The sequence below is a fragment of the Epilithonimonas zeae genome (genome assembly GCF_900141765.1).
Taxonomy (GTDB): domain Bacteria; phylum Bacteroidota; class Bacteroidia; order Flavobacteriales; family Weeksellaceae; genus Epilithonimonas; species Epilithonimonas zeae.
This window is the reverse complement of the sequence record NZ_FSRK01000001.1, coordinates 1,260,069-1,284,299: the sequence shown is the minus strand read 5'-3', so window position 1 is coordinate 1,284,299 and position 24,231 is coordinate 1,260,069. Positions and strand designations below refer to the sequence as shown.

Annotated in this window: 24 protein-coding genes; 11 read left to right on the top strand and 13 right to left on the bottom strand. The window is 35.6% G+C overall.

Annotated elements, in window-relative coordinates:
• Positions 1-3 precede the first annotated feature (3 nt).
• From BUR19_RS05825 to BUR19_RS05810, 4 genes are all read left to right on the top strand, one after another.
• Positions 4-708: a YoaK family protein gene (locus BUR19_RS05825; RefSeq protein WP_074233937.1), complete on the top strand. Its 705-nt coding sequence runs from the start codon at positions 4-6 to the stop codon at positions 706-708.
• Positions 709-712: 4 nt separating this feature from the next.
• A complete protein-coding gene (locus BUR19_RS05820; protein ID WP_074233936.1) occupies positions 713-1,174 on the top strand; it encodes a redoxin domain-containing protein in 462 nt (153 codons plus the stop codon).
• 3 nt (positions 1,175-1,177) lie between these two features.
• Entirely contained in the window at positions 1,178-1,693 is a 516-nt protein-coding gene (locus BUR19_RS05815) for a DsbA family protein (protein ID WP_074233935.1), read from the top strand.
• Between the two features lie 232 nt (positions 1,694-1,925).
• Complete coding sequence (locus tag BUR19_RS05810) at positions 1,926-2,747, top strand: alpha/beta fold hydrolase (RefSeq protein WP_074233934.1); 822 nt, start codon at positions 1,926-1,928, stop codon at positions 2,745-2,747.
• 351 nt (positions 2,748-3,098) lie between these two features.
• Here the strand turns inward: BUR19_RS05810 and BUR19_RS05805 are convergent, their stop codons facing one another.
• Positions 3,099-3,488, bottom strand: coding sequence for a hypothetical protein (locus BUR19_RS05805; protein ID WP_074233933.1), 390 nt, complete (start codon positions 3,486-3,488; stop codon positions 3,099-3,101).
• A gap of 84 nt (positions 3,489-3,572) precedes the next feature.
• A complete protein-coding gene (locus tag BUR19_RS05800) occupies positions 3,573-4,376 on the bottom strand; it encodes a Cof-type HAD-IIB family hydrolase (protein ID WP_074233932.1) in 804 nt (267 codons plus the stop codon).
• Between the two features lie 328 nt (positions 4,377-4,704).
• Between BUR19_RS05800 and BUR19_RS05795 the strand changes: the two genes are divergently transcribed.
• The 4 genes from BUR19_RS05795 to BUR19_RS05780 all read left to right on the top strand — a co-directional run bounded on the left by BUR19_RS05795 (position 4,705) and on the right by BUR19_RS05780 (position 8,793).
• Positions 4,705-5,055 (top strand): hypothetical protein, encoded by a 351-nt coding sequence (locus tag BUR19_RS05795; RefSeq protein ID WP_074233931.1) that lies wholly within the window; start codon positions 4,705-4,707, stop codon positions 5,053-5,055.
• Between the two features lie 395 nt (positions 5,056-5,450).
• Positions 5,451-6,992: a sensor histidine kinase gene (locus tag BUR19_RS05790; protein WP_074235569.1), complete on the top strand. Its 1,542-nt coding sequence runs from the start codon at positions 5,451-5,453 to the stop codon at positions 6,990-6,992.
• Positions 6,982-7,344: a response regulator gene (locus BUR19_RS05785; RefSeq protein ID WP_175565871.1), complete on the top strand. Its 363-nt coding sequence runs from the start codon at positions 6,982-6,984 to the stop codon at positions 7,342-7,344. The genes BUR19_RS05790 and BUR19_RS05785 overlap by 11 nt, the downstream gene beginning before the upstream one ends.
• Positions 7,345-7,365: 21 nt before the next feature.
• Positions 7,366-8,793: an SDR family oxidoreductase gene (locus BUR19_RS05780; RefSeq protein WP_074233929.1), complete on the top strand. Its 1,428-nt coding sequence runs from the start codon at positions 7,366-7,368 to the stop codon at positions 8,791-8,793.
• A 206-nt stretch (positions 8,794-8,999) separates the two neighbouring features.
• On the opposite strand, the gene BUR19_RS05775 is transcribed toward BUR19_RS05780, so the two are convergent.
• On the bottom strand, positions 9,000-9,497 hold the full coding sequence (locus BUR19_RS05775; protein WP_074233928.1) for an SRPBCC family protein: 498 nt from the start codon (positions 9,495-9,497) through the stop codon (positions 9,000-9,002).
• A gap of 239 nt (positions 9,498-9,736) precedes the next feature.
• Between BUR19_RS05775 and BUR19_RS05770 the strand changes: the two genes are divergently transcribed.
• From BUR19_RS05770 to BUR19_RS05760, 3 genes are all read left to right on the top strand, one after another.
• Complete coding sequence (locus tag BUR19_RS05770; RefSeq protein ID WP_074233927.1) at positions 9,737-10,861, top strand: helix-turn-helix domain-containing protein; 1,125 nt, start codon at positions 9,737-9,739, stop codon at positions 10,859-10,861.
• 159 nt (positions 10,862-11,020) lie between these two features.
• Positions 11,021-11,956 carry an alpha/beta fold hydrolase gene (locus BUR19_RS05765; RefSeq protein WP_083600648.1) on the top strand — a complete coding sequence of 312 codons (936 nt, stop codon included), beginning with the start codon at positions 11,021-11,023 and terminating at the stop codon, positions 11,954-11,956.
• Between the two features lie 29 nt (positions 11,957-11,985).
• Positions 11,986-13,032, top strand: coding sequence for a serine hydrolase domain-containing protein (locus BUR19_RS05760; RefSeq protein WP_074233925.1), 1,047 nt, complete (start codon positions 11,986-11,988; stop codon positions 13,030-13,032).
• Positions 13,033-13,250: 218 nt separating this feature from the next.
• On the opposite strand, the gene BUR19_RS05755 is transcribed toward BUR19_RS05760, so the two are convergent.
• The 10 genes from BUR19_RS05755 to BUR19_RS05715 all read right to left on the bottom strand — a co-directional run bounded on the left by BUR19_RS05755 (position 13,251) and on the right by BUR19_RS05715 (position 24,084).
• Positions 13,251-14,978 carry an ATP-binding protein gene (locus BUR19_RS05755; RefSeq protein ID WP_074233924.1) on the bottom strand — a complete coding sequence of 576 codons (1,728 nt, stop codon included), beginning with the start codon at positions 14,976-14,978 and terminating at the stop codon, positions 13,251-13,253.
• A complete protein-coding gene (locus tag BUR19_RS05750) occupies positions 14,978-16,099 on the bottom strand; it encodes a histidine kinase (protein WP_074233923.1) in 1,122 nt (373 codons plus the stop codon). The genes BUR19_RS05755 and BUR19_RS05750 overlap by 1 nt, the downstream gene beginning before the upstream one ends.
• A 73-nt stretch (positions 16,100-16,172) precedes the next feature.
• The gene (locus BUR19_RS05745) at positions 16,173-17,252 is read right to left on the bottom strand and encodes a porin (RefSeq protein ID WP_074233922.1); all 1,080 of its coding nucleotides are present in this window, start codon (positions 17,250-17,252) and stop codon (positions 16,173-16,175) included.
• A 17-nt stretch (positions 17,253-17,269) separates the two neighbouring features.
• Positions 17,270-17,830, bottom strand: coding sequence for a K(+)-transporting ATPase subunit C (locus BUR19_RS05740; protein WP_074233921.1), 561 nt, complete (start codon positions 17,828-17,830; stop codon positions 17,270-17,272).
• A gap of 150 nt (positions 17,831-17,980) precedes the next feature.
• Positions 17,981-20,020 carry a potassium-transporting ATPase subunit KdpB gene (gene kdpB / locus BUR19_RS05735; RefSeq protein WP_074235568.1) on the bottom strand — a complete coding sequence of 680 codons (2,040 nt, stop codon included), beginning with the start codon at positions 20,018-20,020 and terminating at the stop codon, positions 17,981-17,983.
• 100 nt (positions 20,021-20,120) lie between these two features.
• On the bottom strand, positions 20,121-21,818 hold the full coding sequence (gene kdpA / locus BUR19_RS05730; RefSeq protein ID WP_074233920.1) for a potassium-transporting ATPase subunit KdpA: 1,698 nt from the start codon (positions 21,816-21,818) through the stop codon (positions 20,121-20,123).
• Positions 21,819-21,908: 90 nt separating this feature from the next.
• Positions 21,909-21,986, bottom strand: coding sequence for a potassium-transporting ATPase subunit F (locus BUR19_RS05725; protein WP_074235567.1), 78 nt, complete (start codon positions 21,984-21,986; stop codon positions 21,909-21,911).
• An 87-nt stretch (positions 21,987-22,073) separates the two neighbouring features.
• Entirely contained in the window at positions 22,074-22,208 is a 135-nt protein-coding gene (locus BUR19_RS19195; protein WP_262494427.1) for a hypothetical protein, read from the bottom strand.
• A gap of 11 nt (positions 22,209-22,219) precedes the next feature.
• Positions 22,220-22,579 (bottom strand): DUF7674 family protein, encoded by a 360-nt coding sequence (locus BUR19_RS05720; protein WP_074233919.1) that lies wholly within the window; start codon positions 22,577-22,579, stop codon positions 22,220-22,222.
• A gap of 158 nt (positions 22,580-22,737) precedes the next feature.
• A complete protein-coding gene (locus BUR19_RS05715; protein ID WP_074233918.1) occupies positions 22,738-24,084 on the bottom strand; it encodes a sigma-54-dependent transcriptional regulator in 1,347 nt (448 codons plus the stop codon).
• Between the last annotated feature and the right edge of the window lie 147 nt (positions 24,085-24,231).

Genomic DNA, 24,231 nt, shown 5'->3' with positions numbered 1-24,231 from the left:
AAAATGAAAAAGCTAATCATTTCTTCTACAAGCATTATTAATTTATCTGAGTCCATCAGAACACAAGAGAGATTGGCGATATTTTTAGCTTTGATTGCCGGATATATTGATGCAACAGGATTGATTCAATGGAAAACGTACGTTTCTTTTATGAGTGGAAATACCACTTCATTGGGAGCGGCCATTTCAACGGGTAAATCTGGAATCATTACCACATCAATTACAGTCATAAGTTGTTTTCTATTAGGAATTTACACCGGAACCTGCCTTTCATTATGGAAGAGAATTAAGAACCAAATATTAACATTTTATATAGTTTCCGGAATTCTCATTTTCTATTCAATTATTGCTTATTTTTATAATATCAATAATTTGTCATCCATTGCAATTGTCGGATTTTCGATGGGAATGATGAACACGATTGTGACTTCAGTAGGAAACCAAAAGGTGAATACGGATTTCGTGACAGGAACTCTGAACAGTCTGGCAAGGAACACCGCAATGCTGACGATGACGAAAGATATAGCAGAAAAAAAGGAATATCAATCCAACGCCGTTCATCTTTTGCTTTTGTGGATAGGCTTTTTATCCGGTGCGTTTATCGCTCCTTTCCTACTCGACTATTTTGGAAAATGGACTTTGATGATTCCTGCATTATTACTGATGATTTACGGATTATTGATTTCAAAAATTAACACTAAAAACTAATATTATGTTACAGAAAAACGATGTTGCCCCAGATTTCACTTTGTATGCAACGCCAGACCAGAAAATTACACTCTCAGAATTCAAAGGAAAGAATGTTATCCTCGCCTTTTATCCCGCAGACTGGAGTCCGGTTTGCAGCGACCAGATGGCTTTGTACAATGAAACTTTGAAGTTTTTTAAGAAATACGATGCAGAGATTTTTGGAATTTCTGTCGACAGCAAATGGTGTCATCTGGCATTTTCAGAATCCAGAAATTTACATTTTCCTTTACTCGCAGATTTCGAAGCTAAAGGAGAAATTGCTAAAAAATACGGCGTTTATGACGAGGAAGAAGGCGAATGTAAAAGAGCACTTTTCGTTATCAACAAAGATGGCATCATTGAGTGGAGTTATCTGTCACCAACGGCCATCAATCCAGGCGCAGACGGAATTTTAGACGCTTTAGAAACCCTTAACACAAAATAAATTATGTCATTAAAACCAAACGTCAGCCAAGCTGACCACGCACAAGGCAACTTAGAAGCCGACCTTGTTATTGTAGAATACGGCGATTATCAATGTCCATATTGTGGCGCTGCTTATCCGGTTCTGAAAGAATTGATGAAAGAATTTGGAAGTCAAATCAAATTTGTTTTCAGAAACTTTCCACTTTCGGAAATGCATCAGTATGCAAGACCGGCAGCCATCGCAGCAGAAGCAGCCCATCTTCAGGGGAAATTCTGGGAAATGCACGATGCGATTTATGAAAATCAAAGAGATTTGAATGAAAACTTACTGATGAAGCTGGCGGAAAAATTAAAACTGAACATTCCTCAATTTGAAAAGGATTTGGAAAGTACTGAATTGGCAGAAAAAGTGGATTCAGATTTTGAAAGCGGGATTATGAGCGGCGTGAACGGAACACCTTCTTTTTTTGTGAATGGGAAGAAATTCGATGGTGGCGCAGAAGACCTTTTGGAATTGGTAAGGGAAAACGTGAACTAATACCGAATCTGCAGCCCGACTTGAACGGAGCTCATTTTTTTGCTGGGGATTTAGCTTGGAAAAAAATAGCGGGAGTGGAAGGCGGAAATAGCTGCCCAAAATAAAAATTATCAAAAATGTAAGATATTAAACTAGATTAACGAGAAACGATGCGAACCATCCTACATTTGCTAAAGAATTAAGACAACAAAATATTAAAATAAATTAATCACAACATTAAAAAAATTAAATTATGAGCACACTAAAATTAAAAGACGGAACAGAGATTTTTTACAAAGACCAAGGCGAAGGACCAGTTTTGATGTTTCACCACGGATGGCCATTGTCATCAGACGATTGGGATGCGCAGGTTATTTTCTTCTTGCAAAGAGGTTACAGAGTGGTGACGCACGACAGAAGAGGTCACGGCCGCTCCAGTCAGGATATTTACAACCACACGATTGAGCAATATGCTTCTGACGCAGCGGAATTGGTAGAATTCTTAGATTTGAAAGATGTAGTTCATATCGGTCACTCAACAGGTGGTGGTGAAGTAATCAGATACGTGAATAAATATGCTAACGGAAGAGCTAAAAAAGCAGTTTTAATCAGTGCAGTTCCGCCAATTATGGTGGCGAGTGATGAAAATCCTGATGGTGTTCCGATGTCAGTTTTTGATGGTATCAGAGAACAGACTTTGAACAACAGACAACAGTTTTATATTGATTTGACTTTCCCTTTCTACGGCTACAACAGAGAAGGTGCAGATGTGAAAGAAGGTGTGCAGAGAAACTGGTGGAGACAAGGAATGATGGGTGGAATTGTCGCTCACTATGACGGCATCAAAGCATTTTCTGAGACTGATTTCAGAGATGATTTGAAGAATGTTGATATTCCGGTTTTGGTACTTCACGGTGAAGATGACCAGATTGTACCTTACCAGAATGCGGCTTTGAAATCAATCAAATTATTGAAAAACGGAACGATAAAAACGTATCCTGGTTTCCCTCACGGAATGCCGACTACGGAAGCAGCTACCATTAATAAAGATCTTTTGGAGTTTATTGAAAGTTAATTTAAAGTATAGAAAGCAAAAGTGAATCGATTGATTCACTTTTTTTATTTAATAGTTAAGCTTTCTACTTTTCTACTAACACTTTTATAATGGTATTCTAATGAATATTTTTGATAAGATCCTGTTAACCTAAATAACTCAATTTTAATCTTAAATGGAACTGTTCTTTATTTTTTCAGTTCGTGTAATTACAATTAATTTTTGCAGGTAGATCTTTATAGAGATGTTAGATACTTTTTCTTATCCGACAGCCATTTATTCTAATAATCAATTTTGCTAATTATAAAACGGTATCCATTTAAAAAAAACTGACTACAAAAAAGCATTAAAAAACCTTTGGTGAAATCGTAACTAAGCAAAACTAGATAAAGCCTGGCTTACTATATTTTTATATGGTCTTTTGGTAGGAAGATCTGAACCTTTTAATGCGAAGAATATATTCTGGAGTTCGTGAACATAGCGAATAGGTTCTGCACCAGCCAAGACCTGGTTTCCCCAGCGTACTATATAAGCATTGTTTCGGGACGTCAGCACTGAGAATTCATATATATTTTCATAATAGTAACCAAAGTGTTCTTTGGAAAAATCAAACTTATTAAACCATTCGTCATTCAACTCAACCGGTTTATAGTCGGTACTGCCATTCATTATACTTTGGATAATATTGATATCCACTTGTTCATTGTTTCCTGTAGTCATATTGGAAACCAGATTTCCTATTCTTAATTCTTTAGCTTTCATAGCCACTTGCTTAACAAGTTCTATGCCTATCAATACTTATTCAATTATTTTGAATAGTTTTTGTTTGATGATCTTATTTGGTTGCTAGTCTAAAAGTCCAAAATATTTCAAAGCTTTTTCAACACCGTCGTTGTCAACATCATCAGTTACATAATCGGCTGCCTGCTTGACATTATCACCGGCATTGCCCATTGCAACTCCAGTTTTGACATATCTCAGCATAGAAATATCGTTGCCTCCATCACCAAATGCCATCGTTTGAGAGATATCAATATTGAAATATTCACAGAATTTTTTAACACCTTTCTGTTTGCTGATTCCTCCTGGATTGACATCGGCGAACAAATCTGTCCATCTTGATGATAAGGAATTGGGCATTACTTTCTCCATAAAAGTTTCTTCATCTTGAGGATCAATAAAAACATTCACTTGTAATACATTATCTATATCAGCATTGTTCTTATCATACAGTGGCGGTATCTTAAGGTTGAGATTTGTATAAAGCTCCAAAACTTTGGGCGCTGCATGGCTGATCTGTACTTTATCTTCATACATAAGGGAGAAGCCCACATTGGTTTGTTCCGAATAATTAATCAGATTTTGGATATCTTCCGGGTGAATTGCCTGTTTGGACATAACCTTGCCATCAACAGTCATACAGTAACCTCCATTAAATGTTAGGAAACCGTCAAACTCAATGGCTTTAACATGATCAAGATCATTAATAGAACGTCCAGTTGCTACGATAACCTTGATATCTTGCTCTCGAAGTTTCTTTATAGCTTTCTGTGTTGACTCTGGGATTGTTTTGCTTTTTAAACTGACTAAAGTGCCGTCTATATCAAAAAAGACAGCTTTGATCGTATTGTTTTTTTTATCTGTATTCATAAATTGTACAACTGCATTCTTTCTTCAAATATACGAACTACCAATTGTTATTTTAATTCTTGTGATAAATCATCTTCTTAATAAAGTCTCTTTTTCTAAATTTGAAATTCAATTTTTTTCTTTATAAAAAAATATTTACCTTGTGAAGATAAATCTTATTTTAATAGAAAGGCGTATAGGCTTTAGTCATTCAATTTAAACGAGTTTATGATTCAAATCATCATTGATAAAAAATATTTAACAGTTAAAAATTTATTTTAAATTTCATTTTTATTCTGCCTTATGGTATGAATTTCTGATATTCATTATTATATTTGCAAAATCACTTATGAAATTTACATTAGAAATCACTAAGCCTGAAAGCGGATCAAATCTCGGCTTTAAAACGATATATTTTAACGCGTTTAAGATCAATATTATTGAGAGATATAGTGGAAAGACTACATCCAAATTCTATCATATTGTTATTAAACTCAGAACAATTGAGGACGAGATTATCAATACTAAGGATGGCGCCGGAAGAATAAAGCTTAAGGAATCTGATTACCAAGCCTATGGTCAATTGGCAAGAGCTTTAACATCCTATGAGTACCGAAACAAGCTGGTCGACCGAAAGAAAATAGATGATGACTTTATCAACTTTATTCTGAGCAGAATGGTTGGTCATTATCAGCTTTAATTAAGATTAAATTGTTCATTACAATGTAAATGATTTGTTACTAATACGGCACCAGAACAATTTGTAGCTCAGTTTAATCATTAATATTAACAATTTTTATTTGTTAATGTGCTTATGATTAGATCTACACTTATTATTTTACTTAAAATTTTTAATAAGACTGCAATGCAGTCTTTTTTTTATATAATGTCATAGTTTCATTAGTAATCTCACAAGCTATTTTAACATCAGATGCTTTTGTTTGATAACAACCATCATATTGTTCTGTTAATTTGATACAATATAACAGTCCAAAAAATTTCTAGGCATGATTTTAGATTAGACCAATCTAATTATAAAATTCAGTATTGAAATTTTAATTCAATTTATAATAAATCATCATAAAATTGAAAACTGTGAACCAATCAAATCATATTAACCGAAATGAAAGCCTGGATTATGAAATCTACTTGCAGGCACTTAATTCTTCTAATTCCGGAATTATTATTACGGATAATGCTATTCTAGACAACCCTATTATCTATTGCAATAAGGCCTTTGAAAATATTACAGGTTACAGCCATAACGAAATCATAGGTCACAACTGCCGGTTTTTACAGGCACAGGATCGCTCGCAACCACAGAGACAACAGCTTAAAGAAGCGATTGAAAATGGTTACGAATGCAGAGTAGAAATCAGAAATTACAAAAAAGATGGTACCTTGTTCTGGAACGAATTATTTGTTTCGCCAGTAAAAAACAATGCCGGAGAAATCACGCACTTCATTGGTGTACAAAATGATATCTCGGAACGTAAGAACGCTGAAATAGAGCTTATAGAAGAAAAAGCCTCCACAGAAAAAAAAATAGTGGCAAGAACGAAAGAGCTTCAGGATAGTGAAGCGTTTCTTTCCAGTATTATTCAGACGGTGCGCGAAAGTCTATTGGTTTTGGATTCTAACTATCGTGTTCTGAGTGCCAACAAACACTTTCTTTCATCTTTTAAAGTAACAGAAGCCAACACAGTTGGTAAGATATTATTTGAACTAGGAAATCATCAATGGGATATTGAAGCTTTAAAACAATTATTGACCAAAATTCTTCCGACAAACAATCCTGTTATTGATTTTGAAGTCTCCCATGATTTTCCATATATCGGTAGAAAAGTAATGCTGGTCAACGCTTATCGTGTTGAGTTCGAAGGTCAGTTCAAAGACCGAATACTGATAGCGATTGAAGATATCACAGACCAAAAAGAGATTGAACAGAGAAAGGATGATTTTTTATCGGTTGCCAGTCACGAGTTAAAAACGCCATTAACCAGCATCAAAGGCCTGATACAAATTTTACAGCGTGTAAAGCCTGAAAATTCTTCGGAGAAATTTAACACTATTTTAGATAAGATTGCAAACCAGACAGACCGTCTTAATTTGCTAATCAACCAGCTCCTGGATACCTCTAAAATTCAGTCTGGTCATATAGAATTGCACAAAGAACCTTTTGAAATTGATAAATTATTAAATGATGCGGTCAGCAATTTTAATTATGCAGGTTCCAATCATCAGATCAATCTTAGGGGAAAAACCAATGCGGTTATTCTTGGCGATGATTTGCAGATCACCCAGGTAATTAACAATCTATTGTCTAATGCTATCAAATATTCGCCCGAAGATAAGGTGATTGATGTCCAGTCCGACAAAGTTTCAAATTATGTAAAGGTGTCGGTCACAGATTATGGTATTGGAATCAGTCATAATGATCAAGCGAAAATATTTGACCGTTTTTATCGTGCACAGGATATTCAGCAGAAGTTCGCAGGATTAGGAATTGGTTTATACATCTGCCAGCAGATTATTACTGCACACGACGGTACATTATGGGTTGAAAGCGAAGAAGGCCGCGGCGCAACTTTTAATTTCACACTTCCAATTATGAAAATATATGATAATGAAGAATAAAGTAATAATGGTCTGCGATGATGACCAAGGAATTTTGGATGTTGTTGAGTTGATGCTTGAGATCGAAGGTTATCACGTTATCAAAGTAATTGACAGTACAACGTTGCAGGAAAAACTGCAGAATAGCCGTCCTGATCTATTATTATTGGATCTGTGGATGCCGATTATCTCGGGTGAGCAGATTCTAAAATCTTTAAGATCAAGTTCAGATTTTAATGACTTACCTGTTATCATTTTTTCAGCAAGTATGGATGGTGCTGAAATTGCTGAAAGAGCTAATGCCAATGCTTTTCTTTCAAAACCATTTGATATGGTACAGCTGGCAAGTGTAGTTGAGGAAGTTATTAATTAACCTAATGCATAATTAATATTTATGAGGATTTTTTTAACAGGCGCTACAGGATATATCGGAAAAAGATTATTAATACAACTGCTTAATAACGGAAATCATGTGATTTGCTCCGTAAGAGATAAAAAACGTTTTGATTTATCGCCATATCAAACCTTCAAAGATCAGATAAGTGTAGTCGAAAATGATTTTAATGACGATTCTACTTTAGAAAACATACCACAAGATATCGACATTGCATTTTATCTGATACATTCCATGTCATCCAATGCAGATTTTAGTAAAGCTGAAAAAATCAGTGCCAGAAATTTTGCAAAGTCTGTTGAAAAAACCAATTGCAAACAAGTCATTTATCTCACAGGTATTGTTAATGAAAAAGATTTATCAAAACATCTGCAGTCACGCAAAGATGTAGAAGAGGAATTGAAGTCTGATGTGTATGCACTTACAGTTCTAAGGGCTGGAATTATTATCGGCTCCGGATCTGCCTCATTTGAGATTATCAGAGATCTAGTTGAGAAACTTCCCGTGATGGTTGCTCCCAAATGGCTCAAAACATTGTGTCAGCCAATCGCCATCCGAAATGTCATCGAGTTTTTAACAGGTGTGATGGGCAAAAAATCAACTTACAATAAGCATTTTGACATTGCCGGACCAGATGTCCTATCTTACAAACAAATGCTAAAGATTTATGCAGATGAGCGCGGTCTTAAAAGAACCATTATTTCAGTTCCAGTGCTAAGTCCAAGATTATCGTCTTATTGGCTTTACTTCATAACTTCGACATCTTATGTATTAGCTAAAAATCTTGTTGATAGTATGAAGATTAATGTAGTTGCAGAAAAGAACAGTCTGGCAGAAGAACTAGGTTTGCAGCTCCTCACTTACCGGGAAAGTCTAAGATTGAGTTTTGATAAAATAGAACAGAATGATGTTCTGTCAACTTGGTATGATTCTTTTGGCAATTACCGTTATTCCAAAGATGTCTGGAACTTTTTGGAGATACCTAAAATGGGCGTTTTCAAAGATCGGCAATCTGTAAGAATTAAAAATGAGAAAAAGACACTGGACAAAATATTTGGCATTGGAGGGAAGAACGGTTGGTACCACGCCAATTTTCTATGGAGTCTTCGCGGAAGTATTGATAAACTTTTTGGCGGTGTAGGACTTAAGAGAGGGAGAAAGAATAGTAGTAATTTGGGAGCTGGTGATTCTCTGGATTTTTGGAGGGTTTTATACGCAAGCAGAGAAGAGAAGAAATTACTTCTGTTTGCTGAGATGAAGGTGCCTGGTGAAGCATGGCTGGAATTTAAAATCGTAAATGATATATTGATACAGGAAGCAACTTTTAGACCGCTTGGACTTTGGGGACGACTTTATTGGTATGCTGTTCTACCGTTTCATGGTTATATCTTTAAAGGGATGATTAAAAGATTAGCTGATGAAAAATAAGTTGTTTGTATTCTTAATGATGATGCTCTGCCCTATTTATGTTACGATTGCGATCTTAAGCCTGCAACCATTATCACTTCTTGACTTCATTTGACATTACTATTAACTTACTTATTCTGGCTTATATTACATTCCATTATTCTGATGATTTGCCTTTCAAAATTTTCCAGGCATAAATCCCAATGATTGTCTGATTTTTCGAGACTCTACAAATTGACAATCGCTAGACCCTGATTAACTGAGAATTTTTGATTAAATAATCCTTCTATAACAGTTCGTCTGTTATTAAAAATATACTCTAGTTTGTCCCTAACAATCAAATGATTGACAATTTTCCCTAAGAAACCATACTTCATTTCATATTTTAAAAGGTCTTTCATCATTACACCTTCTTCATTCTTCTTAAATTCGTGGTAATGAAGCCACATCTTGTAAGGTCCTTCCAATTGGTAATCAACAAAACACTTTTTATTCTCCAACGATCGGACTTCTGACTTCCAACGGATTGGAATTCCAAATAGCGGCTTCAACCTGTAATCAATCTGCATTCCGTTATAAATAATACCATTACTAACTTCTGTAAGAACAGTAAAATCCATTTCCTGTGGTGCAATAATCGGTAAATTATTGGGCGACGTAAAAAAATCCCAGGCTTCATCAAGACTGCAATAGAGTTGTTGCTCGCGGTACAATTCGTAGATCATAGTTATATTTAATAATTGATGATTTCAAGTTGTGTACCAATTTCATAGATTTTTGTAAGATGATTTTTGATATAATTAAATGATCTGGTATAGTCCTTATATATCAAGTCTAACACTCAATTTCTTTTTTGAATCCTAGAAGACTATTTTATTTTTTTTCATAAACTATCGAGACAAAAAATAATAAAATACAATCCTTTTTCTTTACCACTTATACCCTATTTTTGTAAAAAGATCAAATGGACAAACTCAATTTTCTGGAAGTTATTGCTGCGATTGCCGTTGTTATATCGCTGCTGCTTGCCGTATTTTTATTAACGGTAAAAACAGAAAGAAAACTGGAAAATAGATTGTTTGCAGCGTTTCTTATCATTAATGCCATTGATATTAGCGGACTTTTCATGCACCTTTTTACAGATAGTTACAATCTGAAGGGTTTCAAAATATCTGCTTACTTATTGGTAATGCCTCTTTTCTATCTGTACGTTAATGCTGTTTGTTATTCAGATTTTGCCTTAAAAAGAAAACATTTACTGCATCTTATTCCGTTTATTGTGGCCAATTTAATTTTAGTTCCACGACTTTTTCTGGCAGAAGGTGTTGCTAAAGAGTCGTTCTTTAAAGATATGTGGCATTCCCCTGAAATGTTTTTTTATCAGGCAATCGCAGAACTGCAGTATTTCTTTTATATTGTTGGTGTATTTCTTATCCTAAAAAAATACAAGAAGATTTACCTTGAAAATTATACCAATCCAAATACTTTATTGTACAAATGGTTGTCTCAACTTACAATAATCTTTCTATTCATCCACTTATGTATTATTATAAAAAACCTCGTAAGATACTCGCAGGATAGAGACCTGTTTATTTGGTTAAATATTGTTGCGGGAACGGTGTTTTTACTCACCGCCTGTTGGTTTATACTAAAAGCATTAAATCATCCTGAACTTTTCCGCAGAATCGATTCTACCTTACAACCGACAGAAAATTTTGTTGAAACTCTGGAAACTGAAAATAAAACCAACGAAACAAAAAATTTTCAGATTGAACAGCTTAAAAAATTTATGATTGAAAAAGAACCGTTCTTAGAGCCTTCTTTAACGATTCAGGAGTTGGCAAATCAGGTGGAAATTCCTGTTCGTGAGTTGTCTGTTTTAATTAATCATCACATCAATCAGCACTTTTTTGATTTTGTGAATGAATATCGCATTAAAAAAGCAATGACCATTCTAAAAGACCCCACAAAAAAAGAGTTAACAATTTTAGAAATCTTATATGAAGTTGGTTTCAATTCAAAATCTTCTTTCCATACCTCTTTCAAAAAATACACGAATCAAACACCAACAGAATTCAGAAACAATTGATAATTAGATAATTGTAAATACTCGAACTCCAAGTTGTAGATAATCGGACTCATTTTATTGTTTAAAATGAGTCCGACTTTTTTTACACGGACTTTTTTCAAAATTCTCTACAGCATATTTGTACCAACATATTTAAAGTCAAATTAAAACTTAGAAATAATGAAAAAAATAAGTCTTTTTGCTTTTTTACTAATGTCTGTATTTTGTTTATCACAATTACAAGCCGTAAAAATGGACACCCTCTTAACTGTAGAAATTGGCGGAATAAAACAAGCCATAGAAATTAAAACAGACGATGTTAACAAGCCTATTCTTCTATTTTTATCAGGCGGTCCAGGAAGTTCAATGATGAAAAATGCAGATTCTTTCACCAATATTTTAAAGAATAAATTTACGATTGTTCAATGGGACCAAAGAGATGCGGGAAAAACATTGGAATTAAATCCTTCACCCATTCAACCTTCAGTAGAACTTATGGGAAAGGATACTTATGAAGTTATTAATTTCCTGCTCAAAAAACTCAATCAGAAAAAGCTTTATCTGTTAGGCAGTTCTTGGGGAAATGCTTTAGGTTTTTATATTGTTAAAAATCATCCCGAATTATTACACGCTTATTTTGCTGTCAATCCGGTAATCAGCCAGCTAGCAAGTGAGAAAGAATTGCTTAAAACGTTAAAAATTCATTTTGAAGACAACCTTGCTGCTATGGAAGAATTGTCACAAGTACATTTTCCTTTTACCAATGATGAATCTATGTTTTACTTAAGAAAGTGGCTTTTTTACAAAGATGGAAAACAATATGTAACAAATGATGATTTCAAAAAAGGCTTTCTTCAGTGGTCAAAAACCTGGTCACCTGCCTGGAATGAAGTTATGAAAATTGATTTACCAAAAACTTTAAAGAAAGTCGATTGTCGAATTTATTTCTTTGTCGGTAAAAATGATATTCAAACATTAACTTCCATTACAGAAGAATATTATCAGCAAGTGAAAGCGCCTAAGAAAGATTTATTTTTATTTGAAAACTCGGGACATCAAATTCATAAAGATGAATCTGAAAAGTTTCAAAATACAATCATTAAGACATTAGATTAATATATTCCATTAAGTTTTAAATTATTACAATGAAGTATTTAGCCATTATTTTATTTTTTACATTAATTGGTTGTAAAAGTACTCAGCAAATCAATCAACAGAATATTGAAAATGCAATTACAAAAAATGCGCTTCAATTATTGGAGGACAAAAGATTTCATTCTGTTTCTGTTGCCGTGCTTAAAGATGGAAAATCTACCATCAAACATTTTGGAGAATTAACGATTGGAAAAGGCAACAAACCAAATGATTCTACATTGTATGAATTGGCTTCAGTCACTAAAACTTTTACAGGTTATGTAGCTGCAAAAGCTGTCCTTGATAAAAAAATAAATTTAGATGATGATATTAGAATCTACATTGATGAGTCTTATCCTAATTTACAATTTAAAGGTGAACCCATAACAATCAAACATCTCATCACACATACAAGTGGATTTCCTAATATGCCTCTAAAAAGTGAAAATAAAAAGGCATTTTTTGAAGGGTTGAAACTCATCAAAATTGAAACGAAGCCCGGAGAAGTCTATTCTTATTCCAACACAGCTCCAGAGTTAACCGCATATATTCTTGAAAAAGTGTATAAAAAACCTTTTGAGGAATTGGTCATTGAATTTGTTTTGAAACCCAATAAAATGAGCCAGACCAAGTTTATACTCAATGCAAATGACAAAACAAGATTGGTAAAAGGCTACAACGATAAAAATGAGTTAATGCCTAATTTCAATAGAACTTTATGGGGCGGAATTTCGGGATTGCATTCTACGGCTCCAGATTTGGTTAAATATATGAAACTGCAACTTGACCAGTCAAATCCTATTGTAAACGAATCTCATAAAAAATTACATAAAGAAGGTTCTGATTTTTGGGAAGGTTATCATTGGTACATCATAGAAAATGATAACAATTTAATTTACCGGCATCACGGCGGTATCTACGGAATGCAGAATTGGTTTGTGATTTATCCTAAACAAAATATAGGGATATCCATATTGACAAATACGAGCTTTAATGAAATGGGGGAGATTTTAGAAAAAGTAGTTGATAGCTTGTATGATGATATTAATGTGAATTAGAAAATACACAAACAGCAAGCAAAATCGACGATTTAATGCTTAGTTGAAATTTATTGAATACTATTTAAACCTTTAAAAACATTCTTATAATAAATTGTTTTGATAAAATTCTATTAAGTTCACATAGCAGGAATATTTTTATATAAATCTTCTTACAAATGTTTCGATATTCTTAAAATACCAATACAAAAGACCATTGAATTAATTCAGTGGTTTTTTCATATATTCTTTAGAAAAAACGAAAACAAACTCCCCACACCCAGCTCACTTTCAACCGAAATTTGTCCTCCTTGAGCCTCAATAAACTGCTTACTGATACTTAATCCCAATCCAGTTCCTTCTTTTTTTGTACCTGGAATTCTGAAATATCGATCGAAAATTTTATCCAGGTATTGTTCTTCTATTCCACGACCATAATCCCGAACAGAAAATTTGACCTTGTCATTTTCATTCCTAACATCTATCTCAACTTCTGAGTTTTCATAAGAATAACGGATGGCATTTGACAAAAGATTATTGAGAACCCAAGACGTTTTTTCTTCATCAGCAAAAATATTAGTCAAGCCATCTTCTACTTTAATTTTGATATTAATCTGCTTTTGCTCGGCAGCAGATTTATTAGCATTTACAGCATAATCAATGATATCGTGAATATTGGTAAATTTTGAATCGATTTTTATAGATCCACTTTCTACCTGCGTAATATTAAGCAACTCGCCAGTGATTTTTAATAGTCGGTTGGAGTCTTCTTTGATTCCGTTCACCAGATTTTTCTGTTCAACATTCAGGTTTCCGATTCTTTCATTTTCTAATAGTTGAAGCCCCATTTGGATGGAAGAAATTGGGGTTTTGAATTCGTGCGAAACCGTTCCTAAAAAATTGGTTTTAGCCAAATCCAATTCTTTGAATGGTGTAATATTTCGAAGCATAATCACCTGACCAATGAAATGACTTTCCTTCTCGCCAGTCGGAATCACATTAATGTCGATGATTTCTTTTTCAAAATAACTTTCTTTTCCGTCCGCATAGATTTTCATCGGTTCTTTGTCAGAATTGTTATTTGCCGGATGAATCATATCCTTAATCAAATCTCGTACTAAATCATTGTTCACCGCCACATCCTGAATCAGTTTCCCGACAAAATTTTCCTGTCTTAGGCCTGTGATTTTCAAAGCTTCATCATTCACGAAAAGCACTTTTTTATTTTCATCGATGCCAATCACCGGATCGTGCATATTATCAATTAGAGTCTCGATGCGTTTTTTTCCTCTGATGATTTTATCCAGTTTACTTTCAGAGTATTCCTGAAGCTTTTCAGCCATTGTATTGAAGGATTTTGCCAATTCTCCAAACTCGCTTCTGCTTTCAAAATGAACGCGTTCTTTATAATTTTGATTTGCTATTTGCCTAATACTTTCAGTGAGTGTCTTGATTGGATTTGCAATGTTGGAAGGCAGATTTACCAACAAAATGAAGGCAATGATGAAACATAACATTCCAGTCACAGATATCACCATTATTGCATTTTTCGCCGTAGAATCTGCAATACTGCTTTTATGTTCGATAGCACTCATATTGAGTTGCATCAATTCAGCAATATCTTTTCTTATTGATGATTGAAGAGTCGTATTTCTTGAATCTTTTTTTAAAGCCTGAAAATGAATCGCAACATTATCTGTAGCTTCTTTCTCTCCCGGTTCAGTCACATTTTTTTGTTGATTTTTCAAATGTTTTTCAAACACATTGAAAGCGAGTGGATCCGTGTTGATTTCTTCCAGAGCCAGAAGCATATTACGGGAATACTCCAGAGTATTATAATTGGCTTTCAGAATATTACTTGTGTCTTTTTTCAGTTGATTGATGTACCAGCCACTCAGGACAGACAGCACCAAAATCATCATAAAAAGAAGACCAACACCGATGTTTAATTTTGTTTTAATTTTCATTATGAAAGAATGACTAAATCTATATTTTCTTTTGACAATCTGTTAAGTAAAGAATTGAAAGTATCAGTAGCAACAATTATTTTCCAAAGATTAAGATGCGGTTTTCCGATACACACTGTTGTGATCTTCCGTTCTTCGCATTGTTCCATTATAGTGTGAGCGATATTTGTACCTTCAACCTTTATAATTTCCGCTCCTAATTCCGTTGCTAATTTAAAATTATTAATCAAATGCCTTTGCTTGTCCAACGCTATTTTATCTGCACTTTCTCTAGGAATCTGAACATAAAGCAAACACCATTGGCTGTTATAATAATTGGCTAATCTCGCCGCTTTCCTAATGACATTTTTCGCTGTTTTTTCGTTGGAACTAATGCAAGCCAAAAATTTTTCTTTCCTGATATTTTTGATGGATGAGATTTCGGTTTCCACCTTCCGCTGAACTTGGGAAGCCACTTCTTTCAAAGCCAATTCACGCAGTTGAAGGATATTTTCACTTTTGAAAAAATTATTAAGTGCCGAATTGATTTTAGCTTGGTCATAGATTTTCCCTGCTTTCAATCGGTCAATCAATTCTTCTGCTGTCAAATCAATGTTCACAACTTCATCAGCCTGAGCCAAAACACTGTCAGGAATTCTTTCTTTGACTTCAATATCAGTAATATTTTTCACGTCTTCATTAACACTTTCGATATGCTGAATATTGACAGCGCTAATGACATTGATGCCAGATTCCAGAATTTCCATCACATCCTGCCAGCGTTTTTCATTTTTACTACCTTCGATATTGGTGTGCGCCAACTCATCCACAATCACGACTTCCGGCCGAAGATTAATCACCGCCTGAACATCCAACTCGTCCAATTCTTTTCCTTTGTAGAACAAAGTTCGTCTCGGAATCACGGGAAGTCCATCCAGCAAAGCGTGCGTTTCTTTTCGATTATGAGTTTCGATATATCCGATTTTAACATCAATACCGTTTGACAAAAGTGTGTGCGCTTCCTGAAGCATTCGGTAAGTTTTACCCACACCAGCACTCATTCCGATGTAGATTTTGAATTTTCCCCTTCTTGATTTTTTGATTAGATCGAGGAAGTCCTGCGCAGATTTTTTCTCGTCCATAAGAGATTATCTTTATCAAAGTTAATAAATCCCTTACCAAGATTTTCGGTAAGGGACGATAATATGGAAATTGTTAAAAACTAACGGCCAGCGATGTCACTGCCGAAAAATTATTATTCTTAAAGGTCTCATCTCTGGTCAGGAAAATCTGGTCTTTGCTATTCAAATTCTTGACTTCTGTTCGCCAAACCAAATTTGGAAGAATCCAGTAATCGGCGTTCACAGAATATCCAAAGGTTTGAAAACCATTATCTGTTCCTGTCGTGATGATGACGCCCTTTTTATCATTGTAATACTCTCCTCTCACAGCAAAACTCAACTTTTCAGTCGGACTATATTTCGCAATAATCGCGGGCGAATACCAAATATTATATTGTTCACTTCCTTTCGCTTTTTGCTCTGCTCCGATATCAAAACCTGTTGTCAACGCCAATTTGTCTGTCAATTGAAAAATCCCATACAAATTATGGAAATAGCGCATCTGTCTGAGGCTGTCCGGTTTATCATTCCCTATGAATGAACTGCTGTTCAACGTGATTTTTTCGGTCGGTTTATAAGTTAATTGATGACCAAACGCCACAGTAGAATTGCCGTCAACTCTCTGGATTCTTTGCCAGCCATTCAGTACCAAACCGCTCAAAAACCATTTTCCTGAATTGCTGGTGTAGGAAATCTTTGCGCCGGTTTCAAAGTAAGGCGAATTTTCTGCCTGTAGACTTCTCGTCAAAGCCCAGCAATCTTTGCTGACCGCACTTTCGAATCCGATATGTGATGGTAAAATCCCTGCATCAATCCAAAGATTTTTTGATTTTGAAACTTTTACGCCAACATTCGCTTCATAGATGTTTTTCAGAACGCCGGATTCTGCAGAATAATTGGCATTCATATAAGTTCCCGTTGCCAGTGAGAGATTGGCTCGGACTTTTTCGGTTTCATAATTGGCCTTGATGAAGCCTAGATTCAGATTAACTTCGTTATTTCTATTATGGCTGTAAATAAACGATGGACGTGAATTATTTTTAGGATTATTAGCATCAAACTGATAATATATTTCTGCATAACCAGAGATTCTCAGTGGTTTACTTTCTTCCTGTGCAAAAAGCATAGTGGATAATCCGAGCATCGAAAATGCCAGTTTTATAGTTGTTTTCATACTTTTATTTTTTAATGTTATTTCAAACCGTCTAAAGCGATATTGAGTTTCAGAACATTGATTTTTTCAGTTCCGAAGATTCCCAAAAAAGGTTTTTCTATATTGGATGTGATTAATTTCCCAATTTGATTTTCATCAAGATTTCTGATTTTCGCAATTCGTTTGACTTGAACATTGGCGCCTTGAACAGAAATATTCGGGTCCAATCCGCTTCCGCTTGCTGTGACCAAATCAGAAGGGATTTTGGATTTTTTGACGTCCGGATTATGTTTCATAAAATTGTCGATTCTTTCCTGAACAGTTTTCAGATAATCGGGATTGTTCGGACCTTTATTGCTTCCTCCTGCACCCGCTGCATTGTAATCTACAGCCGATGGACGCGACCAGAAATATTGGTCTTTCGTAAATGCTTCACCGACATTAGCATAATATTTTTTATTGTTAAAAGTCAGGATTTCGCCTTTCCCGTTGTTGGGAGAAAACTGAGCGATTCCAAAAATGATTAAGGTGTAAAAGCCAGCGAAAAATACAAGGCAAACTGCTGTGAGTCTGATGGCTGGTAATATATTTTGTTTCATTATTAATTATTTTAAATGTTCTATTGATTGTTGGGAAGTCTTTTTATGTTGAATCTGCAGCCCGGCCTGAGTGGAGCTCATTTTTTTGTGGCTGGAAAAGCTTGGCAAAAATTAGCGGGAACGGAGGACGGAAAAGCTGCCCAAATCATTCTAAAAAAACAGCGACACCAGAAGGTCAATGATTTTTATCCCGATAAAAGGTATCAAAACGCCTCCCAGACCGTAAATCAAAAGGTTTCTTCTGAGCAGTGCACTGGCGCCAATTGGTTTGTAAGCAACACCTTTCAAAGCCAGCGGAATCAGCATCGGAATGATAATCGCATTGAAAATAACTGCGGATAGAATGGCTGTTTCCGGAGAATGCAGATTCATAATATTGAGACCTTGGAGCGCAGGAATGGAAGCGATAAATAAGGCTGGAACAATGGCAAAATATTTCGCAACATCGTTGGCAATACTGAACGTCGTCAAAGTTCCTCTGGTCATCAAAAGTTGTTTTCCAATTTCAACAATTTCAATCAGTTTGGTTGGGTCGTTGTCCAAATCCACCATATTGCCGGCTTCTTTCGCTGCCTGAGTTCCGCTGTTCATTGCTACACCGACATCGGCTTGTGCAAGTGCTGGCGCATCGTTGGTTCCGTCGCCCATCATTGCGACCAAACGCCCTTCGGACTGTTCTTTTTTGATGTAATTCATTTTGTCTTCCGGTTTGGCTTCTGCAATGAAATCGTCCACACCTGCTTTTTCGGCGATGTATTTTGCTGTCAAAGGATTATCTCCGGTTACCATTACGGTTTTGATTCCCATTTTTCTCAAGCGTTCAAAACGTTCCTGAATGCCCGGTTTGATAATATCCTGAAGCTCTACAACGCCTAAAACTTTTTCGTTTTCCGAAACCACCAAAGGCGTTCCACCGTTGCTCGAAATATTTTTTACAGCTTCTTCTATTTCTTTCGGAAATTGATTGCCTGCTTTCTCTACCAAATTTCGGATAGCGTCAGAAGCACCTTTTCGGATTCTGATTTGGTCATAATTGATACCTGAACTTCTGCTTTCTGCGGTAAACTTGATGAATTCCGAATTGTTGATTTCATAACTTGAAGGATTGACTCCAGCCAATTCTATGATGGATTTTCCTTCTGGCGTTTCGTCTGACATTGAGCTTAAAACAACAGCTTTTGTAAAGTGTGTTTCATCAATTCCGTTAGCCAAATGAAAGTGAGTTGCTTTTCTGTTTCCGATGGTGATTGTTCCTGTTTTGTCCAATAAAAGTACATCTACGTCACCAGCCGTTTCTACCGCTTTTCCACTTTTGGTGATGACGTTTGCACGCAAAGCTCTGTCCATTCCGGCTATTCCGATGGCTGACAATAGTCCGCCAATCGTAGTTGGAATTAAACAAACAAATAATGAGATGAAAGCGGCAATCGTAATTGGTGTATGGGCGTAATCTCCGAATGGTTTCAAGGTCACAGTCACGATGATGAAAACTAAGGTAAATCCAGCCAACAAAATAGTCAAAGCAATTTCGTTAGGGGTTTTTTGTCTGGAAGCACCTTCTACCAAAGCAATCATTTTATCCAGAAAACTTTCGCCAGGTTCGGTGGTTACTTTTACTTTTATCCTGTCCGAAAGAACTTTTGTTCCGCCGGTTACACTGCTTTTGTCACCACCAGATTCTCGTATTACCGGTGCGCTTTCTCCTGTGATGGCACTTTCATCAATCGTAGCAAGACCTTCGATAATTTCTCCATCGGATGGAATAATATCGCCAGGTTCACAAAGAAATACATCGCCTTTTTTAAGTTCAGAAGAAGGCACGATTGTGATTTCATCATTGAATATCTCTCCAACTGGTTTTATCCATTTTGCGGGCGTTTCTTCCCTTGTTTTTCTAAGTGAATCGGCTTGTGCTTTTCCTCTCGCCTCGGCGATGGCTTCGGCAAAATTGGCAAAAAGCAAAGTGATAAACAGAACTGCTGTTACGATAATATTGTAAATCAAACTTCCTTGATTTTGTTCGCCTGTTGCAATCCAGACGCACACGCCAGCCATTACCAGCGTTCCCACCCAAACCATAAACATGACCGGATTTCGGAACATTTTAGCTGGATTTAGTTTTATAAATGATTGTTTCAAAGCCTCATTCACGAGTTCTTTCTGAAACAAATTGTTATTATCTCCTTTCATTATGGAAAATTTATTATTTTTTTTAAATGTCATATGCAATCGCCTAGTAATTCGTTTTATTTAAAACCTTTATTAGTGATGATTTCATTATTGATAAAAATTAAATTGAAAAATATTCTGCAATCGGCCCCAACGCCAATGCCGGAAAGAAGGACAATGCGGCAACTAAAGCAATGACGGCAAAAACCATTAATCCAAATGTTGAAGTATCGGTTTTCAAAGTTCCTGCACTTTCCGGAATATATTTCTTAGCAGCTAAACTTCCTGCAATAGCGACCGGACCTATGATTGGGAGATATCTTGCCATCAACATCACAATACCACAGGCGATATTCCAGAATGGCGTGTTGTCGCCCAGGCCTTCGAAACCGCTTCCGTTGTTGGCACTTGAAGAAGTGAATTCATAAAGCATTTCGCTGAAACCGTGGAAACCGGGATTGTTGAGCCAACTGGTGTAAGCTTCAGGGTTGTTGGCATAAGTATAACTTGCAATAGCTGTTCCTGCTAGAATCAAAAATGGGTGAAGCAGCGCAATCATCATTGCGATTTTCATTTCTTTGGCTTCGATTTTTTTGCCAAGGAATTCTGGCGTTCTACCGACCATCAATCCACTGATGAAAACGGCGAGAATAATAAAAATGTAGAAATTCAGAAATCCGACTCCGACTCCGCCGTAGAAACAGTTGACCATCATACCGAGCAATTGATTCATCCCACTGATTGGCATAAAACTATCGTGCATAGAGTTGATACTTCCCGTTGAAATAACGGTGGTTGCGATGCTCCAATAAGCCGAAGCTGCAGAACCGAATCTGATTTCTTTACCTTCCATATTTCCCATCGTCTGAGAAATTCCCATTTCAGAAATCGCTGGATTTCCGCCAGTTTCTGAGATGACTGTTGGAAACATCAGCAATAAAAATCCAATGGTCATCACACCGAAAATGGTCCACGCCAGTTTTCTTCTTTTAAGCATATAACCCATTGCAAAAATCATTGCTAATGGAATCAGCATCTGTGTAACGATTTCGACGATATTAGTAAAATAATTCGGATTTTCTAATGGATGCGCCGAGTTCGGTCCAAAAAATCCGCCGCCATTTGTACCTAAATGTTTGATGGCAACAAATGCGGCCACAGGACCGCGACTTACTTCTATTTTGTCACCCTGAAGATTGGTGATTACGTCTTTGCCTTCGAAAGTCATTGGTGTTCCATCAAATGCTAATAGAGAAGCTACTATGACGGCAATTGGAAATAAGATTCTGGTGCAACTTCTCACAAAAAAGAAGTAAAAATTACCCAATTTATCAGTAGTTCTTTCTTTCATTGCAGTGAAAACAACAGCTGCTGCAGCCATTCCGCAACCTGCACTGATGAATTGCCAAAGCATCAAAGTCAATTGCCCCAAATATGACATTCCGGTTTCACCTGAGTAATGCTGAAGATTAGTATTACAGACAAAACTGACAGCGGTGTTGAAGGCCAAATCGCCACTCATCGATGGATTGTTGTCCGGATTCATTGGAAGCCAACTCATATTGGTAAGTACTAACATTGCTACCAGAAACCAAACTAGATTGATGGTCAACAATGCCAAAAGATGTTGTTTCCAATTCATTTCTTTGTCAGAATTGATGCCTGAAAGTTTATAGAAAAGATTGTCTATTGGGTTTAAAATTTTATCCAGCCAGGTTTTTTCGTTGCTGAACAGTCTACCAATGTATCTTCCCAGCGGTATCGCGAGAGAAACGGCGAGAAAAAACATTAATATAATTCCTAAAATTTCTGAGTTCATTTTTTTAAATTTGAAGTGAGTGAGAAGTGAAAAGTGAGAGGTAAAAAGATTGACAGAACTTCTAACTATTTACCGTCAACTTTTCACTTTTTAAAATTTCTCCGGTTTTACAAGTACGTAACACATATATGCGAAGACGGCGAGGGCGATGATGAATAGAACGGTCATATTTTTTCGAAGTATTTTACGGTTAGAAAAAAAACGGCAAAAAGAGCTAGTCCTAAGATGATTGTAATTGTTGTCATTGTTGAATTTTTATGAAAATTGAATGATTGCTGCAACTACAAAAACACTGAGAATCACAGCAATATTGACGATTAGAATCTGAAATTGGTGTCTGGAGTTAGAAGCTTTCCAAAGTTCCCAATCTCCTCTGTTTTTAGTTTTCATTGGTTTGAAATTTATAATCCGGATTTGTAAACCTGGCGGAAATAAGCCTTCTGCAATCCCACAGGAATTTTCTCGAAAATGAGATTTTTGTAAACGCTGTCGCAAGAAAAAATCATACTATCCAAGGAGTAAATGAAGATAGATTCTACCGCATTTTTCAGGGTTTGGTCGCCTTTTCTGTAGATTTCGTTCATTTTGTTGAGACAATTGATAAGGACGATTTTGTCTTTCTTTTTTATCAGTTTTTGGATTTGTTTTGTGAAAACATTGATGACCATAAAAGAATTTTTGGTCTTATAGATTTCTTTGAACTCTTCTTCAGACTCAGGTGCGACTTTGATGATTTCCTGAATGGCTTCTGTGTGATTCATTTTATTATTATTTTAAATCACTAATGCCAAGATATGTTCCCTTTGAAAATTTAATTATTCAATTCAATGTAAATCAATTGATTAAAAATTATTTTTGAAATTTAAGCAACAAAAAAGCCTATCAAAATGATAGGCTTTTTCTCAATATGATAATTAATTTATGATATTTTGTATTCTTCTATTTTGCGATAAAGCGTTGCAATTCCAATTTCCAGCAAACGTGCAGCTTCGGCTTTGTTACCTTTGGTATAATTCAAAGTTTTTTGAATGTGAATTTTTTCGGCGCTTGCCATCGAGAATGCGGACAAGGTTTTGTTTGCAGTTTCGGAAATTTGTGACTGTTGTAAATCGAAAGGTAAACTATCGATTGATAAGGTGTTACCGTCTTCTAAAATAACACTTCTTTCAATGATATTTCGTAGTTCGCGGATGTTACCTTTCCACGAATGTTTTTTTAGGACACCAAGATAATCATCAGAAATCGAAATGATTTTTTTTCCGATTTTTTGAGAGAATTTCATCAGAAAATAATTGGCTAATTCTGGAATATCGGAAGTTCTATCGCGCAACGACGGTAGAACGATGTTAAAAATATTGATTCTATAAAACAAATCTTCGCGGAAGTTTTCTTTGTCGATTTCGGTTTGCAAATCTCGGTTCGTTGCAGCAATTATTCTTACATTAACTTTCGTCGGTTTGCTGTCTCCAACTTTCAAAAACTCGCCAGATTCCAGAACACGGAGCAATTTGGCCTGCAAATCTAAAGGCATCTCCCCTATTTCGTCCAGGAAAACCGTTCCATTGTTGGCTTCTTCAAAAATCCCTTTTGAATCTTTCATAGCGCCCGTAAAAGCGCCCGCTTTGTGACCAAACAATTCGTTCTCCAACAATTCTTTGCTGAAAGCCGAGCAGTTGATGGCTACAAAATTTTGCTTATTCCGATTGCTTGCATTATGAATAGCCTGCGCAAAAACCTCTTTTCCAGTTCCGGTTTCTCCGTTAAGAAGAACTGTGGCATCTGTGACAGCCACTTTTTTAGCTGAATCGATAGCGAACTGAATCAGTTTTGATTTTCCAATGACATTATCAAAAGATTGCTTGTTGTCGAGTTGTTTCTCTAGTTGTAAAACTCTTTTGTTAAGGGTAACTTTCTCCAAAGCTTTATAGACCAAAGGAATGATTTTGTTGTTGTCATCACCTTTTGTAATATAATCGAAAGCACCATTTTTAATAGCCTGAACGCCATCCGGAATATTGCCATAAGCCGTCAAAAGAATAGTTTCTACTGAAGGATATTTCTCTTTAATAATTTTAGAAAACTCAACACCACTTCCTTCGGGAAGTTTGACATCGCTTATAACAACATCAATATCCGAAACTTCGAGTCGTTTTTTTGCATTTTTCAAATCAGAGGCCTGGAAAACTTCGAAGCCTTCCAGACTGATAATTCGGGAAAGTAAAGTTCTGATTTTTTCTTCGTCGTCTATGATGAGGATTTTGTTCAATTGCTGAGATTATGTTGCAAATTTAAATATTGTCTTTAGAAATAATTAAATAATATTTGAATTTATATAGAAAAATATAATTGGAAGCAATTATAAAATTGGTATTTCTATTCCAGACACCACAGGACAATCACCACACCCATTTAT

Excerpts from the sequence above, each read along its gene's own strand:
- BUR19_RS05720 (WP_074233919.1), bottom strand. The coding sequence starts at position 22,579 with ATGAATCACACAGAAGCCATTCAGGAAATCATCAAAGTCGCACCTGAG.
- BUR19_RS19195 (WP_262494427.1), bottom strand. The coding sequence starts at position 22,208 with ATGAAAACTAAAAACAGAGGAGATTGGGAACTTTGGAAAGCTTCTAAC.
- BUR19_RS05825 (WP_074233937.1), top strand. The coding sequence starts at position 4 with ATGAAAAAGCTAATCATTTCTTCTACAAGCATTATTAATTTATCTGAG.
- BUR19_RS05755 (WP_074233924.1), bottom strand. The coding sequence starts at position 14,978 with ATGAAAATTAAAACAAAATTAAACATCGGTGTTGGTCTTCTTTTTATG.
- BUR19_RS05740 (WP_074233921.1), bottom strand. The coding sequence starts at position 17,830 with ATGAAACAAAATATATTACCAGCCATCAGACTCACAGCAGTTTGCCTT.
- BUR19_RS05775 (WP_074233928.1), bottom strand. The coding sequence starts at position 9,497 with ATGATCTACGAATTGTACCGCGAGCAACAACTCTATTGCAGTCTTGAT.
- BUR19_RS05760 (WP_074233925.1), top strand. The coding sequence starts at position 11,986 with ATGAAGTATTTAGCCATTATTTTATTTTTTACATTAATTGGTTGTAAA.
- BUR19_RS05770 (WP_074233927.1), top strand. The coding sequence starts at position 9,737 with ATGGACAAACTCAATTTTCTGGAAGTTATTGCTGCGATTGCCGTTGTT.
- BUR19_RS05800 (WP_074233932.1), bottom strand. The coding sequence starts at position 4,376 with ATGAATACAGATAAAAAAAACAATACGATCAAAGCTGTCTTTTTTGAT.
- BUR19_RS05815 (WP_074233935.1), top strand. The coding sequence starts at position 1,178 with ATGTCATTAAAACCAAACGTCAGCCAAGCTGACCACGCACAAGGCAAC.
- BUR19_RS05780 (WP_074233929.1), top strand. The coding sequence starts at position 7,366 with ATGAGGATTTTTTTAACAGGCGCTACAGGATATATCGGAAAAAGATTA.
- BUR19_RS05795 (WP_074233931.1), top strand. The coding sequence starts at position 4,705 with ATGAAATTTACATTAGAAATCACTAAGCCTGAAAGCGGATCAAATCTC.
- BUR19_RS05750 (WP_074233923.1), bottom strand. The coding sequence starts at position 16,099 with ATGGACGAGAAAAAATCTGCGCAGGACTTCCTCGATCTAATCAAAAAA.
- BUR19_RS05810 (WP_074233934.1), top strand. The coding sequence starts at position 1,926 with ATGAGCACACTAAAATTAAAAGACGGAACAGAGATTTTTTACAAAGAC.
- BUR19_RS05805 (WP_074233933.1), bottom strand. The coding sequence starts at position 3,488 with ATGAAAGCTAAAGAATTAAGAATAGGAAATCTGGTTTCCAATATGACT.
- BUR19_RS05745 (WP_074233922.1), bottom strand. The coding sequence starts at position 17,252 with ATGAAAACAACTATAAAACTGGCATTTTCGATGCTCGGATTATCCACT.
- kdpA (WP_074233920.1), bottom strand. The coding sequence starts at position 21,818 with ATGAACTCAGAAATTTTAGGAATTATATTAATGTTTTTTCTCGCCGTT.
- BUR19_RS05725 (WP_074235567.1), bottom strand. The coding sequence starts at position 21,986 with ATGACCGTTCTATTCATCATCGCCCTCGCCGTCTTCGCATATATGTGT.
- BUR19_RS05765 (WP_083600648.1), top strand. The coding sequence starts at position 11,021 with ATGAAAAAAATAAGTCTTTTTGCTTTTTTACTAATGTCTGTATTTTGT.
- BUR19_RS05785 (WP_175565871.1), top strand. The coding sequence starts at position 6,982 with ATGAAGAATAAAGTAATAATGGTCTGCGATGATGACCAAGGAATTTTG.
- kdpB (WP_074235568.1), bottom strand. The coding sequence starts at position 20,020 with ATGAAAGGAGATAATAACAATTTGTTTCAGAAAGAACTCGTGAATGAG.
- BUR19_RS05820 (WP_074233936.1), top strand. The coding sequence starts at position 713 with ATGTTACAGAAAAACGATGTTGCCCCAGATTTCACTTTGTATGCAACG.